Source organism: Methylobacterium sp. CB376 (assembly GCF_029714205.1).
In the GTDB taxonomy this organism is placed as follows: Bacteria; Pseudomonadota; Alphaproteobacteria; order Rhizobiales; family Beijerinckiaceae; genus Methylobacterium.
Genome location: NZ_CP121648.1, coordinates 408,142 through 432,167 on the forward strand (window position 1 = coordinate 408,142; position 24,026 = coordinate 432,167).

Annotated in this window: 31 protein-coding genes; all 31 read right to left on the minus strand. The window is 68.4% G+C overall.

Features of this window, described 5'->3' with window-relative positions; all coding sequences use genetic code 11:
* Positions 1-161: 161 nt before the first annotated feature.
* Positions 162-1,214, minus strand: a complete 1,053-nt coding sequence (locus QA634_RS01660) for a DNA-directed RNA polymerase subunit alpha (protein ID WP_415926910.1) — start codon at positions 1,212-1,214, stop codon at positions 162-164.
* A 186-nt stretch (positions 1,215-1,400) separates the two neighbouring features.
* Positions 1,401-1,790 (minus strand): 30S ribosomal protein S11, encoded by a 390-nt coding sequence (rpsK, locus tag QA634_RS01665; RefSeq protein WP_012330319.1) that lies wholly within the window; start codon positions 1,788-1,790, stop codon positions 1,401-1,403.
* A 192-nt stretch (positions 1,791-1,982) separates the two neighbouring features.
* Positions 1,983-2,351, minus strand: a complete 369-nt coding sequence (gene rpsM / locus QA634_RS01670) for a 30S ribosomal protein S13 (RefSeq protein ID WP_012330320.1) — start codon at positions 2,349-2,351, stop codon at positions 1,983-1,985.
* 216 nt (positions 2,352-2,567) lie between these two features.
* Positions 2,568-3,167, minus strand: a complete 600-nt coding sequence (locus QA634_RS01675; RefSeq protein ID WP_012330321.1) for an adenylate kinase — start codon at positions 3,165-3,167, stop codon at positions 2,568-2,570.
* Positions 3,168-3,352: 185 nt separating this feature from the next.
* Positions 3,353-4,690 carry a preprotein translocase subunit SecY gene (gene secY, locus QA634_RS01680; RefSeq protein WP_012330322.1) on the minus strand — a complete coding sequence of 446 codons (1,338 nt, stop codon included), beginning with the start codon at positions 4,688-4,690 and terminating at the stop codon, positions 3,353-3,355.
* A gap of 110 nt (positions 4,691-4,800) precedes the next feature.
* Positions 4,801-5,289 carry a 50S ribosomal protein L15 gene (gene rplO, locus QA634_RS01685; RefSeq protein ID WP_012330323.1) on the minus strand — a complete coding sequence of 163 codons (489 nt, stop codon included), beginning with the start codon at positions 5,287-5,289 and terminating at the stop codon, positions 4,801-4,803.
* A gap of 10 nt (positions 5,290-5,299) precedes the next feature.
* Positions 5,300-5,491, minus strand: a complete 192-nt coding sequence (gene rpmD, locus QA634_RS01690) for a 50S ribosomal protein L30 (protein WP_012330324.1) — start codon at positions 5,489-5,491, stop codon at positions 5,300-5,302.
* Between the two features lie 10 nt (positions 5,492-5,501).
* Positions 5,502-6,080, minus strand: a complete 579-nt coding sequence (rpsE, locus tag QA634_RS01695) for a 30S ribosomal protein S5 (RefSeq protein WP_012330325.1) — start codon at positions 6,078-6,080, stop codon at positions 5,502-5,504.
* A 100-nt stretch (positions 6,081-6,180) separates the two neighbouring features.
* On the minus strand, positions 6,181-6,543 hold the full coding sequence (gene rplR, locus QA634_RS01700; RefSeq protein WP_012330326.1) for a 50S ribosomal protein L18: 363 nt from the start codon (positions 6,541-6,543) through the stop codon (positions 6,181-6,183).
* 12 nt (positions 6,544-6,555) lie between these two features.
* Positions 6,556-7,089 (minus strand): 50S ribosomal protein L6, encoded by a 534-nt coding sequence (gene rplF / locus QA634_RS01705; protein ID WP_012330327.1) that lies wholly within the window; start codon positions 7,087-7,089, stop codon positions 6,556-6,558.
* A gap of 33 nt (positions 7,090-7,122) precedes the next feature.
* Positions 7,123-7,518 (minus strand): 30S ribosomal protein S8, encoded by a 396-nt coding sequence (gene rpsH / locus QA634_RS01710; RefSeq protein WP_012330328.1) that lies wholly within the window; start codon positions 7,516-7,518, stop codon positions 7,123-7,125.
* 16 nt (positions 7,519-7,534) lie between these two features.
* Positions 7,535-7,840 (minus strand): 30S ribosomal protein S14, encoded by a 306-nt coding sequence (gene rpsN / locus QA634_RS01715; RefSeq protein ID WP_012330329.1) that lies wholly within the window; start codon positions 7,838-7,840, stop codon positions 7,535-7,537.
* 44 nt (positions 7,841-7,884) lie between these two features.
* On the minus strand, positions 7,885-8,451 hold the full coding sequence (gene rplE / locus QA634_RS01720; protein WP_012330330.1) for a 50S ribosomal protein L5: 567 nt from the start codon (positions 8,449-8,451) through the stop codon (positions 7,885-7,887).
* On the minus strand, positions 8,444-8,761 hold the full coding sequence (gene rplX, locus QA634_RS01725; RefSeq protein ID WP_012330331.1) for a 50S ribosomal protein L24: 318 nt from the start codon (positions 8,759-8,761) through the stop codon (positions 8,444-8,446). The genes rplE and rplX overlap by 8 nt, the downstream gene beginning before the upstream one ends.
* Entirely contained in the window at positions 8,761-9,129 is a 369-nt protein-coding gene (gene rplN, locus QA634_RS01730) for a 50S ribosomal protein L14 (RefSeq protein WP_012330332.1), read from the minus strand. The genes rplX and rplN overlap by 1 nt, the downstream gene beginning before the upstream one ends.
* A gap of 271 nt (positions 9,130-9,400) precedes the next feature.
* Complete coding sequence (rpsQ, locus tag QA634_RS01735) at positions 9,401-9,661, minus strand: 30S ribosomal protein S17 (protein ID WP_012330333.1); 261 nt, start codon at positions 9,659-9,661, stop codon at positions 9,401-9,403.
* A 12-nt stretch (positions 9,662-9,673) separates the two neighbouring features.
* A complete protein-coding gene (gene rpmC, locus QA634_RS01740) occupies positions 9,674-9,889 on the minus strand; it encodes a 50S ribosomal protein L29 (RefSeq protein WP_012330334.1) in 216 nt (71 codons plus the stop codon).
* A gap of 13 nt (positions 9,890-9,902) precedes the next feature.
* On the minus strand, positions 9,903-10,316 hold the full coding sequence (rplP, locus tag QA634_RS01745; RefSeq protein ID WP_012330335.1) for a 50S ribosomal protein L16: 414 nt from the start codon (positions 10,314-10,316) through the stop codon (positions 9,903-9,905).
* Between the two features lie 34 nt (positions 10,317-10,350).
* Complete coding sequence (gene rpsC / locus QA634_RS01750) at positions 10,351-11,109, minus strand: 30S ribosomal protein S3 (protein WP_012330336.1); 759 nt, start codon at positions 11,107-11,109, stop codon at positions 10,351-10,353.
* Positions 11,110-11,119: 10 nt separating this feature from the next.
* Positions 11,120-11,503, minus strand: coding sequence for a 50S ribosomal protein L22 (gene rplV, locus QA634_RS01755; RefSeq protein WP_012330337.1), 384 nt, complete (start codon positions 11,501-11,503; stop codon positions 11,120-11,122).
* A 1-nt stretch (position 11,504) separates the two neighbouring features.
* Positions 11,505-11,783: a 30S ribosomal protein S19 gene (rpsS, locus tag QA634_RS01760; protein WP_012330338.1), complete on the minus strand. Its 279-nt coding sequence runs from the start codon at positions 11,781-11,783 to the stop codon at positions 11,505-11,507.
* A gap of 12 nt (positions 11,784-11,795) precedes the next feature.
* Entirely contained in the window at positions 11,796-12,632 is an 837-nt protein-coding gene (gene rplB, locus QA634_RS01765; protein ID WP_012330339.1) for a 50S ribosomal protein L2, read from the minus strand.
* 26 nt (positions 12,633-12,658) lie between these two features.
* Positions 12,659-12,955 carry a 50S ribosomal protein L23 gene (locus tag QA634_RS01770; RefSeq protein ID WP_012330340.1) on the minus strand — a complete coding sequence of 99 codons (297 nt, stop codon included), beginning with the start codon at positions 12,953-12,955 and terminating at the stop codon, positions 12,659-12,661.
* On the minus strand, positions 12,952-13,572 hold the full coding sequence (gene rplD / locus QA634_RS01775) for a 50S ribosomal protein L4 (protein ID WP_012330341.1): 621 nt from the start codon (positions 13,570-13,572) through the stop codon (positions 12,952-12,954). Before rplD ends, QA634_RS01770 begins: the two co-directional genes overlap by 4 nt.
* On the minus strand, positions 13,572-14,312 hold the full coding sequence (gene rplC / locus QA634_RS01780) for a 50S ribosomal protein L3 (protein WP_012330342.1): 741 nt from the start codon (positions 14,310-14,312) through the stop codon (positions 13,572-13,574). The genes rplD and rplC overlap by 1 nt, the downstream gene beginning before the upstream one ends.
* A 50-nt stretch (positions 14,313-14,362) precedes the next feature.
* A complete protein-coding gene (rpsJ, locus tag QA634_RS01785; protein ID WP_012330343.1) occupies positions 14,363-14,671 on the minus strand; it encodes a 30S ribosomal protein S10 in 309 nt (102 codons plus the stop codon).
* 85 nt (positions 14,672-14,756) lie between these two features.
* Positions 14,757-15,947, minus strand: coding sequence for an elongation factor Tu (gene tuf / locus QA634_RS01790; protein WP_012330344.1), 1,191 nt, complete (start codon positions 15,945-15,947; stop codon positions 14,757-14,759).
* A gap of 109 nt (positions 15,948-16,056) precedes the next feature.
* The gene (fusA, locus tag QA634_RS01795) at positions 16,057-18,132 is read right to left on the minus strand and encodes an elongation factor G (RefSeq protein ID WP_012330345.1); all 2,076 of its coding nucleotides are present in this window, start codon (positions 18,130-18,132) and stop codon (positions 16,057-16,059) included.
* Between the two features lie 35 nt (positions 18,133-18,167).
* Positions 18,168-18,638: a 30S ribosomal protein S7 gene (rpsG, locus tag QA634_RS01800; protein WP_012330346.1), complete on the minus strand. Its 471-nt coding sequence runs from the start codon at positions 18,636-18,638 to the stop codon at positions 18,168-18,170.
* A gap of 117 nt (positions 18,639-18,755) precedes the next feature.
* Positions 18,756-19,127 carry a 30S ribosomal protein S12 gene (rpsL, locus tag QA634_RS01805; RefSeq protein WP_012330347.1) on the minus strand — a complete coding sequence of 124 codons (372 nt, stop codon included), beginning with the start codon at positions 19,125-19,127 and terminating at the stop codon, positions 18,756-18,758.
* Positions 19,128-19,666: 539 nt separating this feature from the next.
* Positions 19,667-23,869 carry a DNA-directed RNA polymerase subunit beta' gene (gene rpoC / locus QA634_RS01810; RefSeq protein ID WP_012330348.1) on the minus strand — a complete coding sequence of 1,401 codons (4,203 nt, stop codon included), beginning with the start codon at positions 23,867-23,869 and terminating at the stop codon, positions 19,667-19,669.
* Positions 23,870-24,026: the final 157 nt, after the last annotated feature.

Consider the following 24,026-nt stretch of genomic DNA (forward strand, 5'->3'; position numbering starts at 1 on the left):
CGTGCCACGGGCCGGCCGGTCTTCGTTGATTGAGCGGCGAGGGGCGAAGGGGGCAGAGCCCGGCAGCACCCATCGCCTCTCCCGACGGGCCCCGCGAGGCCCGTCGGGAGAGGCGCGGGAAGCGGCGAGGTGGATCTTCCCCCTCGCCGCTCCCGGTCCGCTCAGTAGTGCTCCTCGAAGCGCTTGGCGAGGTCCTCGATGTTCTCCGGCGGCCAGCCGGGCACGTCCATGCCGAGGTGCAGGCCCATCGCGGCGAGCACTTCCTTGATCTCGTTGAGAGACTTGCGGCCGAAATTCGGCGTCCGCAGCATCTCGGCTTCCGTCTTCTGGATCAGGTCGCCGATATAGACGATGTTGTCGTTCTTCAGGCAGTTCGCCGAGCGGACCGACAGTTCGAGCTCGTCCACCTTCTTGAGCAGGGCCGGGTTGAAGGGCAGCTGCGGCGCGAGCGGGGCCGCCTCCTCCTTCCGGGGCTCCTCGAAGTTCACGAAGATCTGGAGCTGGTCCTGGATGATGCGGGCCGCGTAGGCGAGCGCATCCTCGGGCGAGACCGCGCCGTTGGTCTCGACCGTCATGGTCAGCTTGTCCTTGTCGAGATCCTGGCCCTCGCGGGTGTTCTCGATGCGGTAGGACACCTTCGTGACGGGCGAGAACAGCGCGTCGACCGGGATGAGGCCGATCGGCGCGTCCTCGGGCCGGTTGCGGTCGGCCGGGACGTAGCCCTTGCCGGTCGCGACCGTGAACTCCATGCGGATCTCGGCCCCCTCGTCGAGCGTGCACAGCACGAGGTCGGGGTTGAGGATCTGGATGTCGCCGATCGTGCTGATGTCGCCCGCCGTGACCAGGCCGGGGCCGGTCTTGCGCAGGGTCATGCGCTTGGGCGCGTCGCTGTTCGAGCGGATCGCGATGGTCTTGATGTTGAGGACGATGTCGGTGACGTCCTCGCGCACGCCCGGGATCGAGGAGAATTCGTGCAGCACGCCGTCGATGTGGACCGAGGTCACGGCCGCGCCCTGCAGGGACGACAGCAGCACGCGGCGCAGCGCGTTGCCGAGCGTCGTGCCGAAGCCGCGCTCCAGGGGCTCGGCCACCACGGTCGCCACGCGCTTGGGGTCGTGCCCCGGAACGACTTCGAGCTTGTTCGGCTTGATCAGCTCTTGCCAGTTCTTCTGAATCACCACGATGACACCTCTCGTCGACCTGTCGGGCTGCAGCCCGCGCCCGGCCAGCCCGCGACTCGTCCTGATCAGTCTCGAAGCTTGATGGGGAGCGGATGCGGTCAGGACACCGCTGCGACGCTTCCCGAGCCCTCAACGGAGAAACCCAGCGCCCTGGACAGGACGCCGGGTACCCGTTCGCGAATCCCGCCCGGCGCTACGGCGTCCGTCGGGGGGACCGGATCAGACGCGGCGGCGCTTGCGCGGCCGGCAGCCGTTATGCGGGATCGGCGTCACGTCGCGGATCGACGTCACCGTGAAGCCCGCCGCCTGCAGGGCGCGAAGCGCCGATTCGCGGCCCGAACCGGGACCCGACACCTCGACCTCGAGGGTGCGCATGCCGTGCTCGGCGGCCTTGCGGCCCGCATCCTCGGCCGCGACCTGGGCCGCGTAGGGGGTCGACTTGCGCGAGCCCTTGAAGCCCATCGCGCCGGCGGACGACCAGGAGATCGTGTTCCCCTGCGCGTCCGTGATGGTGATCATGGTGTTGTTGAACGACGCATTCACGTGCGCGACGCCGGACACGATGTTCTTGCGCTCGCGACGACGGATGCGGGTTGCTTCCTTGGCCATATTCTCTTTCGATCCTTCAGGCGCGCCCGTCGTGCCAGGCGCTCGGGACGGTGCTGGCGGCGACGGGCCGCGGGGCTCAGGCGGCGCGCGGCGCCGCGGGTCAGGCGGCGCGCCGCGCCGCGAACGGGGGCGGCGACGGGCGCCGCGGACGAGGGCTGGGCGGGGCTCTGCCGGGCCCCTCCCCGCCGCGGATCACTTCTTCTTGCCGGCGATCGGCTTCGCCTTGCCCTTGCGGGTGCGGGCGTTGGTGTGGGTGCGCTGGCCGCGGACCGGCAGGTTGCGGCGGTGCCGCAGGCCGCGGTAGCAGCCGAGGTCCATCAGGCGCTTGATGTTCATCGCGACCTCGCGGCGGAGGTCGCCCTCCACCACGTAGTCGCGGTCGATGGCCTCGCGGATCTGCAGCACTTCGGCGTCGGTCAGCTGGTTGACGCGGCGCTCGGCCGGGATCCCGACCTTCTCGGTGATCTCCTCGGCCTTCTTGGGGCCGATGCCGTGGATGTACTGGAGCGCGATGACGACGCGCTTGTTGGTCGGGATGTTGACGCCTGCGATACGGGCCACTGGTGTGCTCTCCATCGCGTCCGGGGCGGCGAGCCCTCGCGGACGGTCTTCAGGGTGATCGCGCGCGTCCGGTGGAGCCCGGCCCCTGCGCGCCGTCCCGACGACAAATCGGCCCGAGCGGCCTCCGAGGAGACCGCCGGGCCGTCCATGCCTGAACGAAGGAGGGTCGCCTAGCGCGGACGCCCCGGCTTGTCAACCGGCATGTCCGCGCCCGCCTCACGCCGAGACCGGCTGAAGGCCGCCGAGCAACGCTTCGATCTCGCGGCTCACCTGGTCGATCGGCGCCATGCCGTCGATCGGCCGCAGCAGGCCGGTCCCCGCATAATATTCCGAGAGGGGGGCGGTCAGGCTGCGATAGGCGTCGAGGCGGGTCTTGAACACCTCCGGGGTGTCGTCCTTGCGCACCACCTCGCCGCGGGCCAGGGTCTCGGCGGCGCGGTTGGCGATGCGGCCGACCAGCGCGGCCTCGTCGACCTTGAACTCGATCACCGCGTCGAGCCGCAGCCCCTTCCCGGCGAGGAGCGCGTCGAGGGCCTTGGCCTGCGCCACGGTGCGGGGAAAGCCGTCGAGGATGAACCCCTTGCGGGCATCCGGCTCCTCGATGCGGTCGCCCACGATGCCGATCACCACCTCGTCCGGCACGAGGCCGCCGCTCTCCATGATGCTCTTGGCCTGGAGGCCGACCGGCGTGCCCGCCGCCACCGCGGCGCGCAGCATGTCCCCGGTCGAGAGTTGGGGAATCCCGAACCGCTCGACGATCCGCGCCGATTGCGTGCCCTTCCCGGCACCCGGCGGGCCGAGGAGAATGATCCGCATAACCTGTCTCTCCCTTGGACCCCGCGGGCGGTGGCGTCCGCCTTGGGGCCGATTGTTCTCACGCGTGCGGCCGACCTCGGATCCGACCAGGTGCCGACCACCCGAGCATAAGCGCCGAGTCGGCAACCGGCCAATGATGATCGGTCCGGCCGGATCGCGATACCCACCCGGCCCCCGACTATGGACTAACGGCGGCGCGCGCCGCGCAGCTTCGCCTTCTTCACCAGCCCCTCGTACTGATGCGCCAGCAGGTGTCCGTGGACTTGTGCAACGGTGTCCATCGTGACCGAGACGACGATCAGCAGCGAGGTGCCGCCGAAGTAGAACGGCAGCGACGCGTAGGAGACCAGGATCTCCGGGATCAGGCAGATCAGGGTGAGGTAGGCGGCGCCGATCACGGTGACGCGGCTCAGCACCTTGTCGATGTACTCGGCCGTGCGCTCACCCGGCCGGATGCCCGGGATGAAGCCGCCATGCTTCTTGAGGTTGTCGGCCGTCTCCTGCGGATTGAACACCACCGCCGTGTAGAAGAAGGCGAAGAAGATGATCAGGGCGGCGTACAGCACCATGTAGAGCGGCCGGCCATGGCCCAGATAGGTCGCCAGCGTGGCGACGATGCCGGTGCCGCTCGGGTCGCTCTGGAAGCTCGCCGCGGTGGCCGGCAGCAGCAGCAGCGAGGAGGCGAAGATCGGCGGGATCACGCCCGGCGTGTTGAGCTTGAGCGGCATGAACGAGGTCTGCCCCTCGTACATGCGGTTGCCGACCTGGCGCTTGGGGTAGTTGATCAGCAGGCGGCGCTGGGCGCGCTCCATGAAGACGATGAAGTAGACCACCGCGGTGGCCATGACGGCCACGCCGAGGATCACGGCGGTCGAGAGCGCGCCCTGGCGGCCGAGCTCCAGCGTGCCGGCGATGGCCGAGGGCAGGTGCGCGACGATGCCCGCGAAGATGATCAGCGACGAGCCGTTGCCGATGCCGCGCGAGGTGATCTGCTCGCCGATCCACATCAGGAACAGCGTGCCGCCGGTCAGCGTGATCACCGTCGAGATCGCGAAGAACAGGCCGGGCTCCTGCACGATGCCGCCCGAGCTCTGCAGGCCCACCGCGATGCCCCAGGCCTGGAAGATCGCCAGCACCACCGTGAGGTAGCGGGTGTACTGGTTGAGCACCTTGCGGCCGGACTCGCCCTCCTTCTTGAGGGCTTCGAGCGAGGGCAGCACCGAGGTGAGGAGCTGCACGATGATCGAGGCCGAGATGTAGGGCATGATGTTGAGCGCGAAGATCGCCATGCGCTCGACCGCCCCGCCCGAGAACATGTTGAACAGGCCGAGCACGCCGCCCTGCGCATTGGCGAAGCTCTGCCGGAGCGCGTCGGGGTCGATGCCGGGCAGCGGGATGTAGGTCCCGAGCCGGTACACGATCAGGGCGCCCAGGGTGAACCAGATGCGCTTCTTGAGCTCGTCCGCCTTGGCGATGGCGCCGAAGTTCAGGTTTGCGGCGAGCTGCTCGGCTGCAGAGGCCATGACAGGGTCCTTGGAGGAGCGGCGGCGACGAATCGCGTTCAGAAACGGAGACGGCGGCCTCGCGCTGCACGCACGGGCCGCCGCCGATCTCGATCGACTTAAGGTCTGCCCTACGCGGACGCAACCGCGCCGTCGGTCGCGGCGAGCGACTGGGTGACGGAGCCCCCGGCCTTCTCGATGGCCGCGACGGCCGACTTGGAGGCGCGGGCGACCTGGAAGGTCAGGGAGGCGGTGAGCTCGCCGACGCCCAGGATCTTCACGCCGTCGCGCACCCGCGAGACCACGCCGGCGGCGACCAGCGCCTCGACGGTGACGGGCGCGCTCGGATCGAGCTTGCCGGAATCGACCGCCTGCTGGATGCGCCCGACATTGACCTCGTTGAGGTCGGTCGCGCCCGGGTTGTTGAAGCCGCGCTTCGGCAGGCGACGATGCAGCGGCATCTGACCGCCCTCGAAGCCCTTGATGGCCACGCCGGTGCGGGCCTTCTGACCCTTCACGCCGCGGCCCGCGGTCTTGCCCTTGCCCGACCCGATGCCGCGTCCGACGCGCATCCGGTCCTTGGTCGCGCCCTCGTTGTCGCGAATCTCGTTCAGCTTCATGACGCCCTCCTCACGCCGCGCCGTCGAGGACGCGCACGAGGTGATGCACCTTCGCGATCATGCCGCGCACGGACGGGGTGTCCGGCAATTCGGCGATGCGGTGGAGCTTGTTCAGCTTGAGGCCGATCAGCGTCTCGCGCTGGCTGGCCTCGCGGCGGATCGGCGAGCCGATCTGCTGAACCCGCACGGTCTTCTCTGCCATGCCGCCCTCCTTACGCCGCGTCGGCCGAATCGGCCGAGCCCGGCTCGGCGTCGCGGCGGCGGGCCTGCAGGGCCGACACCTTGAGGCCGCGGCGCGCCGCCACCGCCCGCGGGGAATCCTCGCGCTTGAGCGCGTCGAACGTGGCGCGGATCAGGTTGTAGGGGTTCGACGAGCCGAGCGACTTCGCCACCACGTCCTGCATGCCCACCGACTCGAACACGGCGCGCATCGGGCCGCCCGCGATGATGCCGGTGCCCTGGGGGGCGGCGCGCAGGATGACCTTGCCGGAGCCGTGGCGGCCGGCGACGTCGTGGTGGAGCGTGCGGCCCTCGCGCAGGGCCACCCGGATCAGGCCGCGCTTGGCCGCCTCGGTGGCCTTGCGGATCGCCTCGGGCACCTCGCGGGCCTTGCCGTGGCCGAAGCCGACCCGGCCCTTCTGGTCGCCGACGACGACGAGGGCGGCGAAGCCGAAGCGCCGGCCGCCCTTCACCACCTTGGCGACGCGGTTGATGTGGACCAGCCGGTCCACGAATTCGGTATCGCGCTCCTCGCGCTCGTCGCGACGGCGACCCTCACGTTCACGTGCCATCAGATCACTTCCGGTTCACTGGCGCGGGCGGCGGTCCCGCTCGCATGATGTGCTTATGTCCGCCGTTGGCGCGGGGCCCCTGCGCGGCCCCGCCCCCGGATCAGAACTCGAGGCCGCCCTCGCGGGCGGCGTCGGCCAGCGCCTTGACGCGGCCGTGGTAGAGGTAGCCCGAGCGGTCGAAGATCACCTTGGTGACCCCGGCCGCCTTGGCGCGCTCCGCCACCAGCTTGCCGACCTCGAGCGCCGCCGCCTTGTCGGCGCCGGTCTTCAGACGGGCGCGCAGGTCCTTGTCGAGGCTCGACGCCGCCGCGAGCGTGCGCCCGCTCGCGTCGTCGATGACCTGGACGTAGATCTGCTTCGAGGAGCGGAAGACCGAGAGGCGCGGACGGCCATTCGCCGCCGCGCGGAGCGCCCGGCGGACGCGCGCGCGGCGCCGGTCGAGCAGGTCGATTTTGCGAGACATCGTCGGCCGCCCTTACTTCTTCTTGCCTTCCTTGCGGAAGATGAACTCGTCGGAGTACTTCACGCCCTTGCCCTTGTAGGGCTCCGGTCCGCGATACTCGCGGATCTCGGCGGCGATCTGTCCGACGCGCTGCTTGTCGATGCCGGCCACGATGATCTCCACCGGACGCGGGGTGGTGATCGTGATCCCGGCCGGGATCTCGTACTCGACGTCGTGGCTGTAGCCGAGCGACAGCTTGAGCACCTTGCCGGCGACCGCGGCGCGGTAGCCGACGCCGTTGATCTCCAGCTTCTTCTCGAAGCCCTTGGTCACGCCCTCGATGAGGTTGGCGACCTGGGCCCGCGAGAGGCCCCACATCGCGCGGGCCTCCTTGGTCTGGCTGCGGGGCTGGACCGAGATCGCGCCGTCGGCGTGGCTGACCTCGACCAGGTCGGGCACGCGGAACGACAATTCGCCCTTCGCGCCCTTGATCTTCACGTTCTGGCCGTCGACCGTGGCGGTGACGCCGGCCGGGACGGTCACGGGCTTCTTGCCTACGCGGGACATGTTCGTCTCTCCTCGTCGGGTGGGGTCTGCCGGTCAGAAGACCTTGCAGAGCACCTCGCCGCCGACGTTGCGCTCGCGCGCCTCGTGGTCGGCCATGACGCCCAGCGGAGTGGACACGATGGTGACGCCCAGGCCGTCGGCGACGCGCGGCAGGGTATCGACCGACGAATAGACCCGGCGGCCGGGCTTCGAGACGCGCTCGATCGAGCGGATCACGGGCTGGCCGTCATGGTACTTGAGCTCGATCGCGAACTCGGTGCGCCCATTGCCGTAATCGGTGGTCGCGTAGTCGCGGATGTAGCCCTCGGACTTCAGCACGTCGAGGATGCGGGCGCGGAGCTTGGAGCCCGGCGTCTGCACCACGTTGCGGCGGCGCTGCTGACCGTTGCGGATGCGGGTGAGCATATCGCCCACGGGATCGGTGATCATCGGCTGTGCCCTCCCCTCACCAGCTGGACTTCACGAGGCCGGGGATCATCCCGCGGGAGCCGAGGTCCCGCAGCGCGACACGCGAGATGCCGAGCTTGCGGTAATAGGCCCGGGGACGGCCGGTCATCGCGCAGCGATTGCGGATGCGGGTGGGGTTGGCGTTGCGGGGCAGCTCCGCCAGCTTGAGGCGCGCCTCGAAGCGGTCCTCCATCGGCAGCGACTCGTCGTTCGCCGTCGACAGCAGCGCCTCGCGCTTGGCGGCGTAGCGCTTCACCAGCGCCACCCGCTGCTTGTTTCTCTCGATCTTGCTCTTCTTGGCCATGTCTGTCGCTCTCCGGTTGCCGCGTCTGAGGGGCTAGCCGCCCCTCACTGCCGGAACGGGAAGTTGAAGTGCTTGAGCAGGGCGCGGGCCTCGGCATCGGTCTTCGCCGTCGTGGTGACGACGATGTCCATGCCCCAGGCGTTCTGCGCCTTGTCGTAGTTGATCTCCGGGAACACGAGGTGCTCGCGAAGGCCGAGCGCGTAGTTGCCGCGCCCGTCGAAGGATTTCGGGTTCAGGCCGCGGAAATCGCGCACGCGCGGCAGCGCGATGGTGATCAGGCGGTCCATGAACTCGTACATGCGCTGGCGGCGCAGGGTGACCTTGCAGCCGATCGGCATGTTCTCGCGCACCTTGAAGGTCGCGATGGCCTTGCGGGCCCGGGTGATGACCGGCTTCTGGCCGGCGATCAGGCCGAGATCCTCGGCCGCCACGGTCGCCTTCTTGGAATCCTGGGTCGACTCCCCGACGCCCATGTTGATCGTGATCTTCTCGATCGTGGGCACCTGCATGGGGTTCGTGTAGCCGAACTCCTGGATCATCTTCGCACGCACGACCTCGTCGTAGTGCTTCCGCAGTCGCGGCGTGTAGCCGTCCTTGCGCGCCTCAGCCATCGATCAGATCTCCCGAGCGCTTCGCGAAGCGCACCTTGCGCCCGTCCTCCAGGATGCGGAACCCGACCCGGGTCGGCTTGCCGTCCTTGGGGTCGGCGACCGCGAGGTTCGACAGGTCGATCGCGGCCTCCTTCGAGATGATGCCGCCCTCCTGCGTCTGGGTCTGGCGCTGGTGGCGCTTCACCAGGTTCACCCCGCGGACCAGCGCGCGGTTCTCCTTCGGCATCACCTGGATCACTTCGCCGGTGCGGCCCTTGTCGCGCCCGGTCAGGACGACGACCTTGTCGCCCTTCTTCACCTTGGCGGCCATCACAGCACCTCCGGGGCGAGCGAGATAATCTTCATGTGGTTGCGCGCGCGCAGCTCGCGCGGCACCGGTCCGAAGATGCGGGTCCCGATCGGCTCCTTCTGGTTGTTGATCAGCACGGCCGCGTTGCGGTCGAAGCGGATCACCGACCCGTCCGGACGGCGCACGTCCTTGGCGGTGCGCACGACGACGGCCTTCATGACGTCGCCCTTCTTGACGCGCCCGCGCGGAATCGCCTCCTTCACCGACACCACGATGATGTCGCCGACGCCGGCGTATTTCCGCTTGGATCCGCCGAGCACCTTGATGCACATCACGCGACGCGCACCGGAATTGTCGGCGACGTCCAGATTCGTTTGCATCTGGATCACGGCCCAACACCCTTTCCTTGTTTCAGGCAGGTCTCCGCGGCGCGGCATGCGGCGCGGACGGCAGCCTGATGGGGATCTGACGTCCCCGCCATTGAAACGACCGCGCTGCGGCATCGGGGCCGGCGCGGTCAACGATCGCGACGATGGGCGCGAACACCCGGTCAGCTGTCGTGGAGGCCGGTCGGTTACACCGGATCGGCCCCGATGGCAAGCGGCAATCCGGTGCCGGCGCGAGGTGCCCGCTCCCCCGCGGGGGGAGCGGCGCCGCGCCTCACGCCTCGGTGGCCGCCACGTCCCGCGCCTCGCCCTCGACCAGCCGCCAGGTCTTGAGCTTGGAGAACGGCCGCGACTCCTCGATGAACACCGTCTGGCCGACCTTGGCCGCGTTGTTCTCGTCGTGGGCGTGGTAGTTCTTCGACCGCCGGACGGTCTTCTTCATCACCGGGTGGGTGAAGCGGCGCTCCACCTTGACCACGATGGTCTTGTCCTGCTTGTCGCTGACGACGACGCCCTGCAGCACGCGCTTCGGCATGGGCTTCTCTCCTTAGCCTTGCGCCGCCTGCAGCGTCTTGCGGCGCTGCAGGGTCCGGACGCGGGCGATGTCGCGGCGCACCTCGCGGATGCGCGCGACGTTCTCGAGCTGACCCGTCGCCCGCTGGAAGCGCAGGTTGAACTGCTCCTTCTTCAGGTTGACGAGCTCCTCGCCGAGCTGATCGGGCGACATCGCGCTCAGATCAGACAGTCGCTGGGACGACTTCATGGTTGGGCCTCCCTCAATCCGCGATGCGCTGGATGAAGCGCGTGCGGACCGGCAGCTTGGCGGCGCCGAGGCGCAGCGCCTCGCGGGCGATGTCCTCGGCGACGCCGTCGATCTCGAACATGACCCGGCCCGGGTGGACGCGGGCCGCCCAGTACTCGGGCGAGCCCTTGCCCGAGCCCATGCGGACCTCGGTCGGCTTCTGGGTCACGGGCACGTCCGGGAAGATCCGGATCCACACGCGGCCCTGGCGCTTCATCTCGCGGGTGATCGCGCGGCGGGCCGCCTCGATCTGGCGCGCGGTGACGCGCTCGGGCTCCAGGGCCTTGAGGCCGTAGGAGCCGAAGTTCAGGTCCGTCCCGCCCTTCGCGGTGCCGTGGATGCGGCCCTTGAACTGCTTGCGGAACTTCGTCTTCTTGGGTTGCAGCATGGCTGTCTCTCAAACTCCAGCGGGCGTGAGCCGATCAGGCCGCGTCGCGCCCGCCGCGATCGCCGCGGTCGCGATCCCGGTCGCCACGCTCACGATCACGGTCGCGACGCCCGCCCGAGCGGCCGCCCTCCTCCTGGGCCCGCTTGTCCTGGGCCATCGGGTCGTGCTCGAGGATCTCGCCCTTGAACACCCACACCTTGATCCCGCAGGTGCCGTAGGTGGTGAAGGCCGTCGCCGTGCCGTAATCGACGTCGGCGCGCAGGGTGTGCAGCGGCACCCGGCCCTCGCGGTACCATTCGAGCCGCGCGATCTCGGCCCCGCCGAGGCGGCCCGAGCAGTTGATGCGGATGCCCTCGGCGCCGAGGCGCATCGCCGATTGCACGGCGCGCTTCATGGCCCGCCGGAAGGCGACGCGGCGCTCGAGCTGCTGGGCGATCGAGTCGGCGACGAGCGTCGCGTCGATCTCGGGCTTGCGCACCTCGATGATGTTGATCGTCACGTCGGCCTTGGTCATCGTGCCGACGAGCTTGCGCAGCTTCTCGATGTCCGCGCCCTTCTTGCCGATCACCACGCCCGGGCGGCCCGAGTGGATGGTGACGCGGCACTTCCGGTGCGGGCGCTCGATCACGATCTTGGAGACCGCCGCCTGCTTGAGCTGCTTCATCAGCGCCTGGCGGATCGCGACGTCCTCGTGCATGAGGCGGGCATACTCGCCCTTGTTCGCGTACCAGCGCGAGTCCCAGGTCCGGTTGATGCCGAGCCGGAGACCGATCGGATTGACTTTCTGTCCCATCAGTTCCTCCTCAGGCGGCCTCGGCCCGGACCTCACGCACCACGATGGTGAGGTTCGCGAACGGCTTCAGGATGCGGGCCCCCCGGCCGCGGGCGCGGGCGTGGAATCGCTTGAGAACCAGCGCCTTGCCCACGTAGGCCTCCTTGACCACGAGGTCGTCGACGTCGAGGTCGTGGTTGTTCTCGGCGTTGGCGATCGCGCTCTCGAGGCACTTCCGGACCTCGACCGCGATGCGCTTGCGCGAGAACTGCAGGTCGGCGAGCGCGTTCGCCACCTTCTTGCCCCGGATCAGCTGCGCGACGAGGTTGAGCTTCTGCGGGCTGACGCGCAGCATGCGCGCGACGGCCTTCGCCTCGTTCTCGGGGAGCGCGCGGGGTGCTGCTGCCTTGCCCATCTTAGCGCCTCTTCGCCTTCTTGTCGGCCGCGTGACCGTGGAAGGTCCGGGTCGGCGAGAACTCGCCGAACTTGTGCCCGACCATCTCCTCGGTGACGTAGACCGGGATGTGCTTCTGCCCGTTGTAGACCCCGAAGGTCAGGCCAACGAACTGCGGAAGGATCGTGGAGCGGCGGCTCCAGATCTTGATCACCTCGGCGCGGGTCGAGCCGCGCGCGGTCTCCGCCTTCTTCAGGAGGTAGCCGTCGACGAACGGCCCCTTCCAGACTGAACGTGCCATGGGTCGAAGCCCTTACTTCTTGCGGTTGTGGCGGCTCGACACGATGAAGGTGTCGGTGCGCTTGTTCGAGCGGGTCTTCTTGCCCTTGGTCGGGAAGCCCCAGGGGGTGACCGGGTGACGGCCGCCCGAGGTGCGGCCCTCGCCGCCGCCGTGCGGGTGATCGATCGGGTTCATCGCGACGCCGCGGTTGTGCGGGCGCCGGCCGAGCCAGCGCTTGCGCCCCGCCTTGCCGAGCGAGATGTTCATGTGGTCGGGGTTCGAGACCGCGCCCACAGTGGCGTAGCACTGGCCGTGCACGAGGCGCTGCTCGCCCGAGTTGAGGCGCAGCGTCACGTAGCCCTGGTCGCGGCCGACGATCTGGGCGTAGTTGCCCGCCGAGCGCGCCAGCGCCCCGCCCTTGCCGATCTTGAGCTCGACATTGTGGACGATCGTGCCCACCGGCATGTTGCCGATCGGCATGGCGTTGCCCGGCTTGATGTCGACCTGCTCGCCCGAGACCACCCGGTCGCCGGCCTTCACGCGCTGCGGCGCCAGGATGTAGCTCTGGCCGCCGCCCTCGTAGCTCACGAGGGCGATGAAGGCGGTGCGGTTCGGATCGTACTCGATCCGCTCCACGGTCCCGACCTTGCCGGCGAATTCACGCCGCTTGAAGTCGACGTTGCGCAGGGTGCGCTTGTGGCCGCCGCCGCGGAAGCGGACGGTCACCCGGCCGAGGTTGTTGCGGCCGCCGGAGGAGATCTTGCCCTCGGTCAGCGCCTTCACCGGCTTGCCCTTGTAGAGCTCGGACCGGTCCACGATCACGAGCTGGCGAAGGCTCGGCGTGACCGGCTTGAATGTCTTCAAAGCCATCGTCGTGTTCCCTTACCGCCGTTCCGTCACAGCCCGGTCGTGACGTCGATCGTCTGGCCCTCTTCGAGGGTCACGATCGCCTTCTTCACGTCCGAACGCTGGCCCCGCTGCCCGCGGAACATCTTGGTCTTGCCCTTGGTGATCAGCGTGTTGACGCTCTTCACCTTGACCTCGAACAGCCGCTCGACCGCTTCCTTGATCTGCGGCTTGGTGGCCTTCGGGGCGACCCGGAAGACCACCTTGTTCAGCTCCGAGAGGTTGGTGGCCTTCTCGGTGATCACCGGAGCGACGATCACGTCGTAGTGGCGCGGATCCGCACTCATTTGAAACGCGCCTCCAGCGCATCGACGGCCGCGCGCGTCAGGACGAGCTTGTCGCGCCGCAGGATGTCGTAGACGTTGATGCCCTGCACCGGCAGGACGTCGATGGACGGCAGGTTGCGCGCGGCGCGGCCGAAATTCTCGTCCACCTCGGCGCCGCCGATGATCAGCGCGTTCGACCAGCCGAGTGCGCCGAAGCGGTCCTTGAGGGCCTTGGTCTTGCCGTCCTCCAGCCGCACGTCGTCGACGACGACGAGGGAGGCGGCCCGCGCCTTGGCCGAGAGGGCGTGGCGGAGCGCCAGCGCCCGCACCTTCTTGGGAAGGTCGTGGGCGTGGGAGCGCACCACCGGCCCGAAGGCCCGGGCGCCGCCGCGGAATTGCGGGGCCGAGGCGGCGCCGTGGCGGGCGTTGCCGGTGCCCTTCTGCTTGTACATCTTCTTGGTGGTCCGGCTGATCTCGGACCGGGTCTTCACCTTGTGGGTGCCGGCCTGGCGCTTGGCCAGCTGCCAGCGCACGCAGCGCTGGAGCAGGTCGGCGCGCGGCTCGAGCCCGAAGATGGCCTCGTTGACCTCGACCGAACCGGCCTCGCCGCCGTCGAGGGTCGTGATCTCGAACTTCATCACGCGTTCTCCTCAACCGCCGGAGCCTCGGGGGCGGCGTCCACCGCCGGGGCCGCGCCGTCGGCGAGTTCGCGGAACTTGCCCGGCATCGGCGCCTCGGCCGGCAGCTTGCGCTTCACGGCGTCGCGGATCTGGATCCAGCCGCCGGCCACGCCCGGGACCGCGCCCTCGACCAGGATCAGGCCGCGCTCCGGATCGGTGCGCACGACGCGCAGGTTCTGGGTCGTGACCCGCTCGACGCCGAGATGGCCCGGCATCTTCTTGTTCTTGAAGGTCTTGCCCGGGTCCTGGCGGCCGCCGGTCGAGCCGATCGAGCGGTGCGAGATCGACACGCCGTGCGTGGCGCGCAGGCCGCCGAAGTTCCAGCGCTTCATGCCGCCGGCGAAGCCCTTGCCCGTGGTCGTGCCCGTCACGTCGACGAACTGGCCCGGGATGAAGTGGTCCGCGGTGATCTCGGCGCCGACCGGGATCAGCGCGTCCTCGGTCACGCGGAACTCGGCGAGCTTGCGCTTCGGCTCGACCTTGGCGATCGCGAAGCGGCCGCGCTCGGCCTTGGACACGTTCTTGACCTTGGCCTTGCCGACGCCGACCTGCAGCGCGACGTAGCCGTTCTTCTCGACCGTGCGGTGGGCGACCACCTGGCACTGATCGACCTTGAGCACGGTGACCGGAACATGCTCGCCGGCGTCCGTGAAGACGCGGGTCATGCCGACCTTCTGTGCGATGACTCCTGAGCGCATGGTTCTCCCCCGCGCGGTTCTGCCCGAAGCTCCAGCGATCCGTCCGGATCCTAGAGCTTGATCTCCACGTCCACGCCCGCGGCGAGGTCGAGCTTCATCAGCGCGTCCACGGTCTGCGGGGTGGGGTCGACGATGTCGAGCACGCGCTTGTGGGTGCGCATCTCGAACTGCTCGCGCGACTTCTTGTCGATGTGGGGCGAGCGGTTGACGGTGAAGCGCTCGATCCGGGTCGGCAGCGGGATCGGCCCGCGGACCTGGGCCCCGGTCCGCTTCGCCGTCGAGACGATCTCGCGGGTCGACGAATCCAGGATGCGATGATCGAACGCCTTCAGGCGAATGCGGATGTTCTGGCCGTTCATGATGTTCTCGTCCTCGCGACGGGGAAGGGGCGGGCTCGAGGGCCCGCCCCCTCACCTGTCCCGTTGGCTCTGAGCGGGCTCTTCGTTACTCGGAGATGGAGGCGACGACGCCGGCGCCGACGGTGCGGCCGCCCTCGCGGATGGCGAAGCGCAGCTTCTCCTCCATCGCCACCGGCACGATCAGCGTCACGTCCATCGTCACGTTGTCGCCCGGCATCACCATCTCGGTGCCCTCGGGAAGCTGAACCACCCCGGTCACGTCCGTCGTCCGGAAGTAGAATTGCGGACGGTAGTTCGTGAAGAACGGCGTGTGCCGCCCGCCCTCCTCCTTCGTCAGGATGTACGCCTCCGCCTTGAACTTCGTGTGCGGCTTCACCGAGCCCGGCTTGCACACCACCTGACCGCGCTCGACGTCCTCCCGCTTGGTCCCGCGAAGCAGCACGCCGACGTTGTCCCCGGCCTGGCCCTGGTCCAGCAGCTTGCGGAACATCTCCACGCCCGTCACCGTCGTCTTGGTGGTCGGACGGATCCCCACGATCTCGACCTCCTCGCCCACCTTGATGATCCCGCGCTCGACACGGCCCGTCACCACCGTGCCGCGCCCCGAGATCGAGAACACGTCCTCGATCGGCATCAGGAACGGCAGGTCGATCGGACGCTCCGGCTGCGGGATGTACTCGTCCACCGTCTTCATCAGCTCGAGGATCGCGTCGTGACCGATCTTCGGCTCCCGGTTCTCCAGCGCGCACAGCGCCGAGCCCTTGGTGATCGGGATGTCGTCGCCCGGGAAGTCGTACTTCGACAGAAGCTCCCGCACCTCAAGCTCCACAAGGTCGAGAAGCTCCGGGTCGTCGACCATGTCGACCTTGTTCATGAACACCACCAGCGCCGGAACGCCGACCTGCCGCGCCAGCAGGATGTGCTCGCGCGTCTGCGGCATCGGGCCGTCCGCCGCCGACACCACCAGGATCGCGCCGTCCATCTGCGCCGCCCCGGTGATCATGTTCTTCACGTAGTCCGCGTGACCGGGGCAGTCCACGTGCGCGTAGTGACGGTTCGGCGTCTCGTACTCCACGTGCGCCGTCGAGATCGTGATCCCCCGCGCCTTCTCCTCCGGCGCCTTGTCGATCTGGTCGTAGGCCGTGAACGTCGCCCCGCCCGCCTCCGCAAGCACCTTCGTGATCGCCGCCGTCAGGGACGTCTTGCCGTGGTCAACGTGCCCGATCGTCCCGATGTTGCAGTGCGGCTTCGTCCGCGAAAACTTTTCCTTCGCCATCGCCAATCTCCGTCACGATCTGTCTGGTCAGGTCGGGTCCGCGCGGGTCGCCGCGTCGGGCCCTCTCGGGGTCGGGGCGCCCGGCCGTCGGCCGGGGCCCTCGGGGTCGTCAGGCGTACTTCGCCACCACCTTCTCGGCCTCGCCGCGCGGGACCTCCTCGTAGTGGTCGAACTGCATCGTGAAGTTCGCGCGCCCCTGGGTGAAGGAGCGGAGCTGGTTCACGTAGCCGAACATGTTCGCGAGCGGCACCATCGCGTTGATGACGTTGGCGTTGCCGCGCATGTCCTGGCCCTGGATCTGGCCGCGCCGGGAGTTCAGGTCGCCGATGACCGAGCCGGTGTAATCCTCCGGGGTCACGACCTCGACCTTCATCACCGGCTCGAGCAGGACCGAGCCGCCCTTCTGAAGGGCCTCGCGGAGCGCCGCCCGCGAGGCGATCTCGAAGGCGAGCGCCGACGAATCGACCTCGTGGTAGGCGCCGTCGATCAGCTCCACCTTGATGTCGACCACCGGGAAGCCCGCCAGGATGCCCGCGGTGAGCACGCTGTTGAGGCCCTTCTCGACGCCCGGGACGTACTCCTTGGGCACCGCGCCGCCGACGATCTTCGACTCGAAGGCGTAGCCGGCGCCCGGCTCGTTCGGCTCGACCACCAGCTTCACCCGCGCGAACTGACCGGTGCCGCCGGTCTGCTTCTTGTGGGTGTAGTCGATCTCGGTCCGGCGGGTCAGCTTCTCCCGGTAGGCGACCTGCGGCTGGCCGATATTGGCCTCGACCTTGTAGGTGCGCTTCAGGATGTCGACCTTGATGTCGAGGTGGAGCTCGCCCATCCCCTTCAGGATGGTCTGGCCCGATTCCGGATCGGTCGAGACCCGGAAGGACGGGTCCTCGGCGGCGAGCTTCGAGAGCGCGATGCCGAGCTTCTCCTGGTCCGCCTTCGACTTCGGCTCGACGGCGATCTCGATGACCGGCTCGGGGAACTCCATCTTCTCGAGGATCACCGCCTTGGTCGGGTCGCAGAGCGTGTCGCCGGTGCGGGTGTCCTTGAGGCCCGCCAGCGCCACGATGTCGCCCGCGTAGGCCTCCTTGATGTCCTCGCGGTTGTTGGCGTGCATCAGCAGCATGCGGCCGACGCGCTCGCGCTTGTCGCGGGTCGAGTTCAGGAGGTTGGCGCCCGACTCGACCTTGCCGGAATAGATGCGGCAGAAGGTGATGGTGCCGACATGCGGGTCGTCCATGATCTTGAACGCCAGCATCGAGAAGGGCTCGGCGTCGGACGGCCGGCGGACGACCTCCTCCTCGGTCTTGTAGTCGATGCCCTTGATCTCGCCGCGGTCGGCGGGCGAGGGCAGGTAGTCGACCACGGCGTCGAGCAGGGGCTGCACGCCCTTGTTCTTGAAGGCCGAGCCGCAGAGCACCGGGTGGAAGGCGCGCCGCTGCACCGCCGTGCGCACGAGCCGGCGCATCGTGTCCTCGTCCGGCTCGACGCCGTCGAGGTAGGCGGTCATGGCGTCGTCGTCCATCTCGACGCAGGCCTCGATGAGCTTCGTGCGGTACTCCGCCGCCTGCTCGGCGAGGTCGGCCGGGATCGCCTCCTCGGAGAAGTTGGCCCCGAGCGCCTCGCCCGACCACACGATCGCCTTCATCTTGATCAGGTCGATCACGCCGCGGAAATTGTTCTCGGAGCCGATCGGCAGCTGCAGGCAGACCGGCTTGCCGGCGACGCGGTCGATGATGTCGGCGACGCACTTGAAGAAGTCGGCGCCGATCTTGTCCATCTTGTTGACGAAGACGACGCGCGGGACATCGTACTTGTCGGCCTGGCGCCACACGGTCTCGGTCTGGGGCTCGACGCCCTGGTTGCCGTCGAGCACGCAGACCGCACCGTCGAGCACGCGCAGCGAGCGCTCGACCTCGATGGTGAAGTCGACGTGGCCGGGAGTGTCGATGATGTTCAGGCGCTTGTCGCGCCAGAAGCAGGTCGTCGCGGCCGAGGTGATCGTGATGCCACGCTCCTGCTCCTGCTCCATCCAGTCCATCGTGGCGGCGCCCTCGTGGACCTCGCCGATCTTATGGGACTTGCCGGTGTAGTAGAGGATCCGCTCGGTCGTCGTGGTCTTGCCGGCATCGATGTGGGCCATGATGCCGAAGTTGCGGTAGTCCTCGATCGCGTGCGTGCGGGGCATCGGGGGTGCTCCTGGAAAGCGGGAGAGACCGCTGGTTACCAGCGGTAATGCGAGAAGGCGCGGTTGGCCTCGGCCATCCGGTGGGTGTCTTCCCGCTTCTTGACGGCTGCGCCGCGGTTGTTGGCGGCGTCGAGGAGTTCGGCGGAGAGGCGCTCGACCATGGTGCGGTCGTTGCGCGAGCGCGCGGCCTGGATCAGCCAGCGGATCGCCAGGGCCTGCCGGCGCTCGTGACGGACCTCGACCGGCACCTGGTAGGTGGCGCCGCCGACGCGCCGCGAGCGCACCTCGATCGCCGGGGCGACGTTGTCGAGGGCGGCGCGGAACACCTCGATCGGGTTGGCGCGGGCCCGGCTCTCGATGATGTCGAAGGCGCCGTACACGATGCTCTCGGCGACCGACTTCTTGCCCTCGTACATGACCGAGTTCATGAACTTGGTGAGGACCACGTCCCCGTACTTGGGATCCGGGATGATCTCACGCTTCTCGGCAGAGTGGCGGCGGGACATCGCGCGCTTCCTTCAGGTCTTGCAATACGATCTGGTACGCCCCGCGCAGGCCGCCTTGAGCATCGAGGCCGGCGGCATCCTTGCGGGGCAGGCGATGGGGTAACGGGTCGGAGGGGCTTACTTCGGCCGCTTGGCGCCGTACTTCGAGCGGCGCTGCTTGCGGTTCTTGACGCCCTGGGTGTCGAGCACGCCGCGCAGGATGTGGTAGCGCACGCCCGGCAGGTCCTTCACGCGGCCGCCGCGGATCATGACCACGGAATGCTCCTGGAGGTTGTGACCCTCGCCCGGAATGTAGCCGATCACCTCGAAGCCGTTGGTCAGGCGGACCTTCGCCACCTTGCGCAGCGCCGAGTTCGGCTTCTTCGGCGTCGTGGTGTAGACGCGGGTGCAGACGCCGCGCTTCTGCGGGCAGGCATCCAGGGCCGGCACCTTGTTGCGGCTCTTCTGGATCTTCCGCGGATTGGCGATCAGCTGGTTGATCGTCGGCATGCCATTCCTCTCGCAACGCATCGCCGTCCGGGGCGATCGTCAGAATTCCATCTCGTCCGGGCGGGCCGGCGCTTTCAGGTCAGCGCAACGCAAATCGCGCCCCAGGCTGAAAACCAGCCTTTGGCGCGCCATGCGAGCAGAGGACCACCGGAGCGCGAGCTCCCGCGGTCATGCCGGTCTGACACGTGTCAGTCGGTTTGAAGTTCGGTCGCGTTTAGGCGGCGTGGATCGAGGCTCTAAGGGCACGTCGATCAGCTGCCGCCTACGGCCGGCCGTTCAGTGGGAGGGGTCCTAGTCCTTCGGGGTGGCGGTGTCAAGCGTTAAGGCCGGGTTTCGCGGCGCGCGGGTGCGTGCGGCCGGACGGGAGGGGCCTTCGCGTCGCGGGAGCGTCCCCGTGCGGGCGCCTGAGGTGCAGCGTGACGCCGGCGAGGGCGCGGCGTCGTGCCCCCGCCCCTGGGATGGGATGGGCCCAAGAGAAAGGGCCGGCACCGCCCCTCGGCGGCGCCGGCCCTCGCTGGGGCGCGACGGTCTGCCCTCGCCTACTCGGCGGCGGGCAGTTCCTGCAGGGCCGCGCCGCTCTCGGCGGTCTTCTGGGCCATGATCAGCTCGTCGCGGCGCCGCGCGATCGACTTGATGTCGGCGATCATCGCGCCCGTGCCCGCCGGGATCAGCGAGCCGACGATCACGTTCTCCTTCAGCCCCTCGAGGGTGTCGACCTTGCCGTTGACCGCCGCCTCGGTGAGGACGCGGGTGGTCTCCTGGAAGGACGCCGCCGAGATGAACGAGCGGGTCTGCAGCGAGGCCTTGGTGATGCCGAGCAGGACGGGCACGCCCTGCACCGGCTTCTTGCCCTCGGAGACCAACTGCTCGTTGATCTCCTGCAGCTCCGTCCGGTCGATCTGGTCGCCGGTCAGGATCTCGGAATCGCCGCTGTCGGTGATCTCCACCTTCTGCAGCATCTGGCGGACGATCACCTCGATGTGCTTGTCGTTGATCGACACGCCCTGCAGCCGGTAGACCTCCTGGATCTCGTTGACGAGGTAGGCCGCGAGCTCCTCTACGCCCTTGATCGCCAGGATGTCGTGCGGCGCCGGGTTGCCGTCGACGATGAAGTCGCCGACCTCGACCACGTCCCCGTCCTGAAGGTGGATGTGCTTTCCCTTCGGGATCAGGTACTCGACCGGCTCGGACCCGTCATGCGGGGTGAGCGACAGGCGGCGCTTGTTCTTGTAGTCGCGCCCGAACGAGATCGTGCCCGACTTCTCCGCGATGATCGCCGCGTCCTTCGGGCGCCGCGCCTCGAACAGCTCCGCCACCCGCGGCAGACCGCCGGTGATGTCGCGGGTCTTGGCGCTCTCGGTCGAGACGCGGGCCAGGATGTCGCCGGCCTTGACCCGGGCGCCCGGATCCACACCGATGATCGCCTCCACGGGCAGCAGGGCGCGGGCGTCGGAGCCGCGGGGCAGCTTCAGCACCTTGCCGTTCTGGTCGTGGATCGCGAGCGCCGGGCGCAGGTCGGCGGTGCGCGCCGAGCCCCGCCAGTCGATGACGACGCGCTTGGCGATGCCGGTCGACTCGTCGGTGGTCTCGGTGATCGACTGGCCGTCGATCAGGTCCTCGTAGGCGACGATGCCGTCGACCTCGGTCAGGATCGGCCGGGTGTAGGGATCCCACTCGGCGATGCGCTGGCCGCGCTTGATCGAGTCGCCCTCGTCGACCCGGACGCGGGCGCCGTATTGCAGGCGGTGGACCGCCCGCTCGGTGCCGTCCGGCCCGACGATCACCACGGCCACGTTGCGGCCGATGGCGATCAGGTCGCCGTCCGAGTTGCGGGCGAGGCCGCGGTTGCGGATCCTCACCGTGCCCTCGAAGCTCGACTCGATGAAGGACGAATCCGCGATCTGGGCCGCGCCGCCGATGTGGAAGGTCCGCATCGTCAGCTGGGTGCCCGGCTCGCCGATCGACTGCGCCGCGATGACGCCGACCGCCTCGCCCTGGTTGACGGGGGTGCCGCGGGCGAGGTCGCGCCCGTAGCAGGTGGCGCAGACGCCGTTCTTGGTGGCGCAGACCAGCACGGAGCGGATCTTCACCTCCTGGATGCCGGCCTTGTTGATGGCGTCCAGGTGGCGCTCCTCGATCATCTGGCCCTTGGGCACGATGATCGAGCCGTCCTGCGCGACGAGGTCCTCCGCCGTGGCGCGGCCGAGGATGCGGGTCGCGAGCGTCGCCACGACCTGCCCGGCATCGATGATCGCCCGCATGCGGATCCCCGCATCGGTGCCGCAATCCACCTCGCGGATGACCGCGTCCTGCGCCACGTCGACGAGGCGGCGGGTCAGGTAGCCCGAATTCGCGGTCTTCAGGGCGGTGTCGGCGAGGCCCTTGCGGGCGCCGTGCGTCGAGTTGAAGTACTCGAGCACGTCCAGGCCTTCCTTGAAGTTCGAGATGATCGGGCTCTCGATGATCTCGCCCGACGGCTTCGCCATCAGGCCGCGCATCGCCGCGAGCTGCTTCATCTGGGCCGGCGAGCCGCGCGCGCCGGAGTGGCTCATCATGTAGATCGAGTTGACCTGCTTGTCGGCGCCCTTCTCGTCCTTCTGCACCGAGGAGATGCGGTTCATCATCTCGCTGGCGAGCCGGTCCGAGCACTTCGCCCAGGCGTCCACGACCTTGTTGTACTTCTCACCCTGGGTGATCAGACCGTCCTGGTACTGCTGCTCGTAGTCCTTCACCAAGGCGCGGGTCTCGTCGACGATCGTCCACTTGTTCTCCGGCACGACCATGTCGTCCTTGCCGAAGGAGATGCCGGCCTTGAAGGCGTGGCTGAAGCCCAGGCCCATGATGCGGTCGCAGAAGATCACCGACTCCTTCTGACCGCAATGGCGGTAGACGGTGTCGATCATCGCCGAGATCTCCTTCTTGGTCATCAGCTTGTTGACGACGTCGAAGGGAACCTTGGGGTGGCGCGGCAGCACGCTGGAGAGGATGACGCGGCCGGGCGTGGTGTCGTAGGTGCGCGTGACCTCCTCGCCGTCCGGGCCGAGGCCCTTCCAGCGCCACTTGACCTTGGAGTGCAGCGTCACCGCCCGCGAGGCCAGGGCGTGCTCCAGTTCGCCGAAATCGCCGTAGACGCCCTGCATCGGGTTCAGCGGGTTGTTCGACTTGTACTCGCCCGGCGCGCCGTCGGCGACGATCGACAGGTAGTAGAGCCCGAGCACGATGTCCTGCGAGGGCACGATGATCGGGGCGCCGTTCGCCGGGTGCAGGATGTTGTTGGTCGACATCATCAGCACGCGCGCTTCCAGCTGCGCCTCGAGCGACAGCGGGACGTGCACGGCCATCTGGTCGCCGTCGAAATCCGCGTTGAAGGCGGCGCAGACGAGCGGGTGCAGCTGGATCGCCTTGCCCTCGATCAGCTTCGGCTCGAAGGCCTGGATGCCCAGCCGGTGCAGCGTCGGCGCCCGGTTCAGCATCACCGGGTGCTCGCGGATCACCTCGTCGAGGATGTCCCAGACCTCCGGCTTCTCCTTCTCGACCAGCTTCTTGGCCTGCTTCACCGTGGCCGAGAAGCCCTTGGCGTCGAGGCGCGCGTAGATGAACGGCTTGAACAGCTCAAGCGCCATCTTCTTGGGCAGGCCGCACTGGTGCAGCTTCAGTTCGGGGCCGACCACGATGACCGAGCGGCCCGAATAGTCGACGCGCTTGCCGAGCAGGTTCTGGCGGAACCGGCCCTGCTTGCCCTTCAGCATGTCGGCGAGCGACTTCAGCGGGCGCTTGTTGGCGCCCGTGATGACGCGGCCGCGGCGGCCGTTGTCGAACAGCGCGTCGACCGCCTCCTGCAGCATCCGCTTCTCGTTGCGGATGATGATGTCGGGCGCGCGCAGCTCGATCAGCCGCTTCAGGCGGTTGTTGCGGTTGATGACGCGCCGGTAGAGGTCGTTGAGGTCGGAGGTCGCGAAGCGGCCGCCGTCCAGGGGCACCAGCGGCCGCAGGTCCGGCGGGATCACCGGCACGACCGTCAGGATCATCCATTCCGGCTTGTTGCCCGAGAGCTGGAACGCCTCGATGATCTTGAGGCGCTTGAGCAGCTTCTTGGGCTTCAGGTCGGAAGTGGTCGTGGCGATCTCCTGGCGCAGGTCGGCCGCGATCTTCTCCAGGTTGAGGTCCTGGAGGATGCGCCGGATCGCCTCGGCGCCGATCATCGCCGTGAAGGAATCCTCGCCGTACTCCTCCTGCGCGCGCAGGTACTCCTCCTCCGAGAGGAGCTGACGCTCCTTGAGGGGGGTGAGGCCCGGCTCGATGACGACGTAGGACTCGAAGTAGAGGATGCGCTCCAGGTCCTTGAGCGCCATGTCGAGCAGCAGGCCGATGCGGCTCGGCAGGGACTTCAGGAACCAGATATGGGCCACGGGCGCCGCGAGCTCGATGTGGCCCATGCGGTCGCGCCGCACGCGCGCGAGGGTGACCTCGACGCCGCACTTCTCGCAGATGACGCCCTTGTACTTCATCCGCTTGTACTTGCCGCACAAGCACTCGTAATCCTTGATCGGCCCGAAGATCCGCGCGCAGAACAGGCCGTCCCGCTCCGGCTTGAAGGTCCGATAGTTGATGGTCTCGGGCTTCTTGATCTCACCGTAGGACCAAGACAGGATCTTCTCAGGCGACGAGATCGAGATCTTGATCTGGTCGAAGCTCTGAGGCTGAGCCTGCTGGTTGAAAAGATTCATGACCTCTTGGTTCATGATCATCTCCTTGAAGCGGACGTGTCACCCGGGGCGGGTGGGGTGACGCGTCGCGCTTGAACTCCGCGAAGGGTCGTGTCTCCCGCAGACCGGGAGGCGCCCCCCGGCCGGGCCGGGAGGCGTGAGCGGGCGCGCGAGGCCGCGGGATCGCTCCCGC

Bases quoted from the DNA above. Each gene is read 5' to 3' on its own strand.
- rpsK (WP_012330319.1), bottom strand. From the start codon at position 1,790: ATGGCCAAGGAAGCAACCCGCATCCGTCGTCGCGAGCGCAAGAACATC.
- QA634_RS01675 (WP_012330321.1), bottom strand. From the start codon at position 3,167: ATGCGGATCATTCTCCTCGGCCCGCCGGGTGCCGGGAAGGGCACGCAA.
- secY (WP_012330322.1), bottom strand. From the start codon at position 4,690: ATGGCCTCTGCAGCCGAGCAGCTCGCCGCAAACCTGAACTTCGGCGCC.
- rplO (WP_012330323.1), bottom strand. From the start codon at position 5,289: ATGAAGCTGAACGAGATTCGCGACAACGAGGGCGCGACCAAGGACCGG.
- rpmD (WP_012330324.1), bottom strand. From the start codon at position 5,491: ATGGCAGAGAAGACCGTGCGGGTTCAGCAGATCGGCTCGCCGATCCGC.
- rpsE (WP_012330325.1), bottom strand. From the start codon at position 6,080: ATGGCACGTGAACGTGAGGGTCGCCGTCGCGACGAGCGCGAGGAGCGC.
- rplR (WP_012330326.1), bottom strand. From the start codon at position 6,543: ATGTCTCGCAAAATCGACCTGCTCGACCGGCGCCGCGCGCGCGTCCGC.
- rplF (WP_012330327.1), bottom strand. From the start codon at position 7,089: ATGTCCCGCGTAGGCAAGAAGCCCGTGACCGTCCCGGCCGGCGTCACC.
- rpsH (WP_012330328.1), bottom strand. From the start codon at position 7,518: ATGATCACCGATCCCGTGGGCGATATGCTCACCCGCATCCGCAACGGT.
- rpsN (WP_012330329.1), bottom strand. From the start codon at position 7,840: ATGGCCAAGAAGAGCAAGATCGAGAGAAACAAGCAGCGGGTGGCGCTG.
- rplE (WP_012330330.1), bottom strand. From the start codon at position 8,451: ATGGCTGAGGCGCGCAAGGACGGCTACACGCCGCGACTGCGGAAGCAC.
- rplX (WP_012330331.1), bottom strand. From the start codon at position 8,761: ATGGCCGCCAAGGTGAAGAAGGGCGACAAGGTCGTCGTCCTGACCGGG.
- rpsQ (WP_012330333.1), bottom strand. From the start codon at position 9,661: ATGCCGAAGCGCGTGCTGCAGGGCGTCGTCGTCAGCGACAAGCAGGAC.
- rpmC (WP_012330334.1), bottom strand. From the start codon at position 9,889: ATGAAGTCGTCCCAGCGACTGTCTGATCTGAGCGCGATGTCGCCCGAT.
- rplP (WP_012330335.1), bottom strand. From the start codon at position 10,316: ATGCTGCAACCCAAGAAGACGAAGTTCCGCAAGCAGTTCAAGGGCCGC.
- rpsC (WP_012330336.1), bottom strand. From the start codon at position 11,109: ATGGGACAGAAAGTCAATCCGATCGGTCTCCGGCTCGGCATCAACCGG.
- rplV (WP_012330337.1), bottom strand. From the start codon at position 11,503: ATGGGCAAGGCAGCAGCACCCCGCGCGCTCCCCGAGAACGAGGCGAAG.
- rpsS (WP_012330338.1), bottom strand. From the start codon at position 11,783: ATGGCACGTTCAGTCTGGAAGGGGCCGTTCGTCGACGGCTACCTCCTG.
- rplB (WP_012330339.1), bottom strand. From the start codon at position 12,632: ATGGCTTTGAAGACATTCAAGCCGGTCACGCCGAGCCTTCGCCAGCTC.
- QA634_RS01770 (WP_012330340.1), bottom strand. From the start codon at position 12,955: ATGAGTGCGGATCCGCGCCACTACGACGTGATCGTCGCTCCGGTGATC.
- rplD (WP_012330341.1), bottom strand. From the start codon at position 13,572: ATGAAGTTCGAGATCACGACCCTCGACGGCGGCGAGGCCGGTTCGGTC.
- rplC (WP_012330342.1), bottom strand. From the start codon at position 14,312: ATGCGCTCAGGAGTCATCGCACAGAAGGTCGGCATGACCCGCGTCTTC.
- rpsJ (WP_012330343.1), bottom strand. From the start codon at position 14,671: ATGAACGGCCAGAACATCCGCATTCGCCTGAAGGCGTTCGATCATCGC.
- tuf (WP_012330344.1), bottom strand. From the start codon at position 15,947: ATGGCGAAGGAAAAGTTTTCGCGGACGAAGCCGCACTGCAACATCGGG.
- fusA (WP_012330345.1), bottom strand. From the start codon at position 18,132: ATGCCCCGCACGCACGCGATCGAGGACTACCGCAACTTCGGCATCATG.
- rpsG (WP_012330346.1), bottom strand. From the start codon at position 18,638: ATGTCCCGCCGCCACTCTGCCGAGAAGCGTGAGATCATCCCGGATCCC.
- rpsL (WP_012330347.1), bottom strand. From the start codon at position 19,127: ATGCCGACGATCAACCAGCTGATCGCCAATCCGCGGAAGATCCAGAAG.
- rpoC (WP_012330348.1), bottom strand. From the start codon at position 23,869: ATGAACCAAGAGGTCATGAATCTTTTCAACCAGCAGGCTCAGCCTCAG.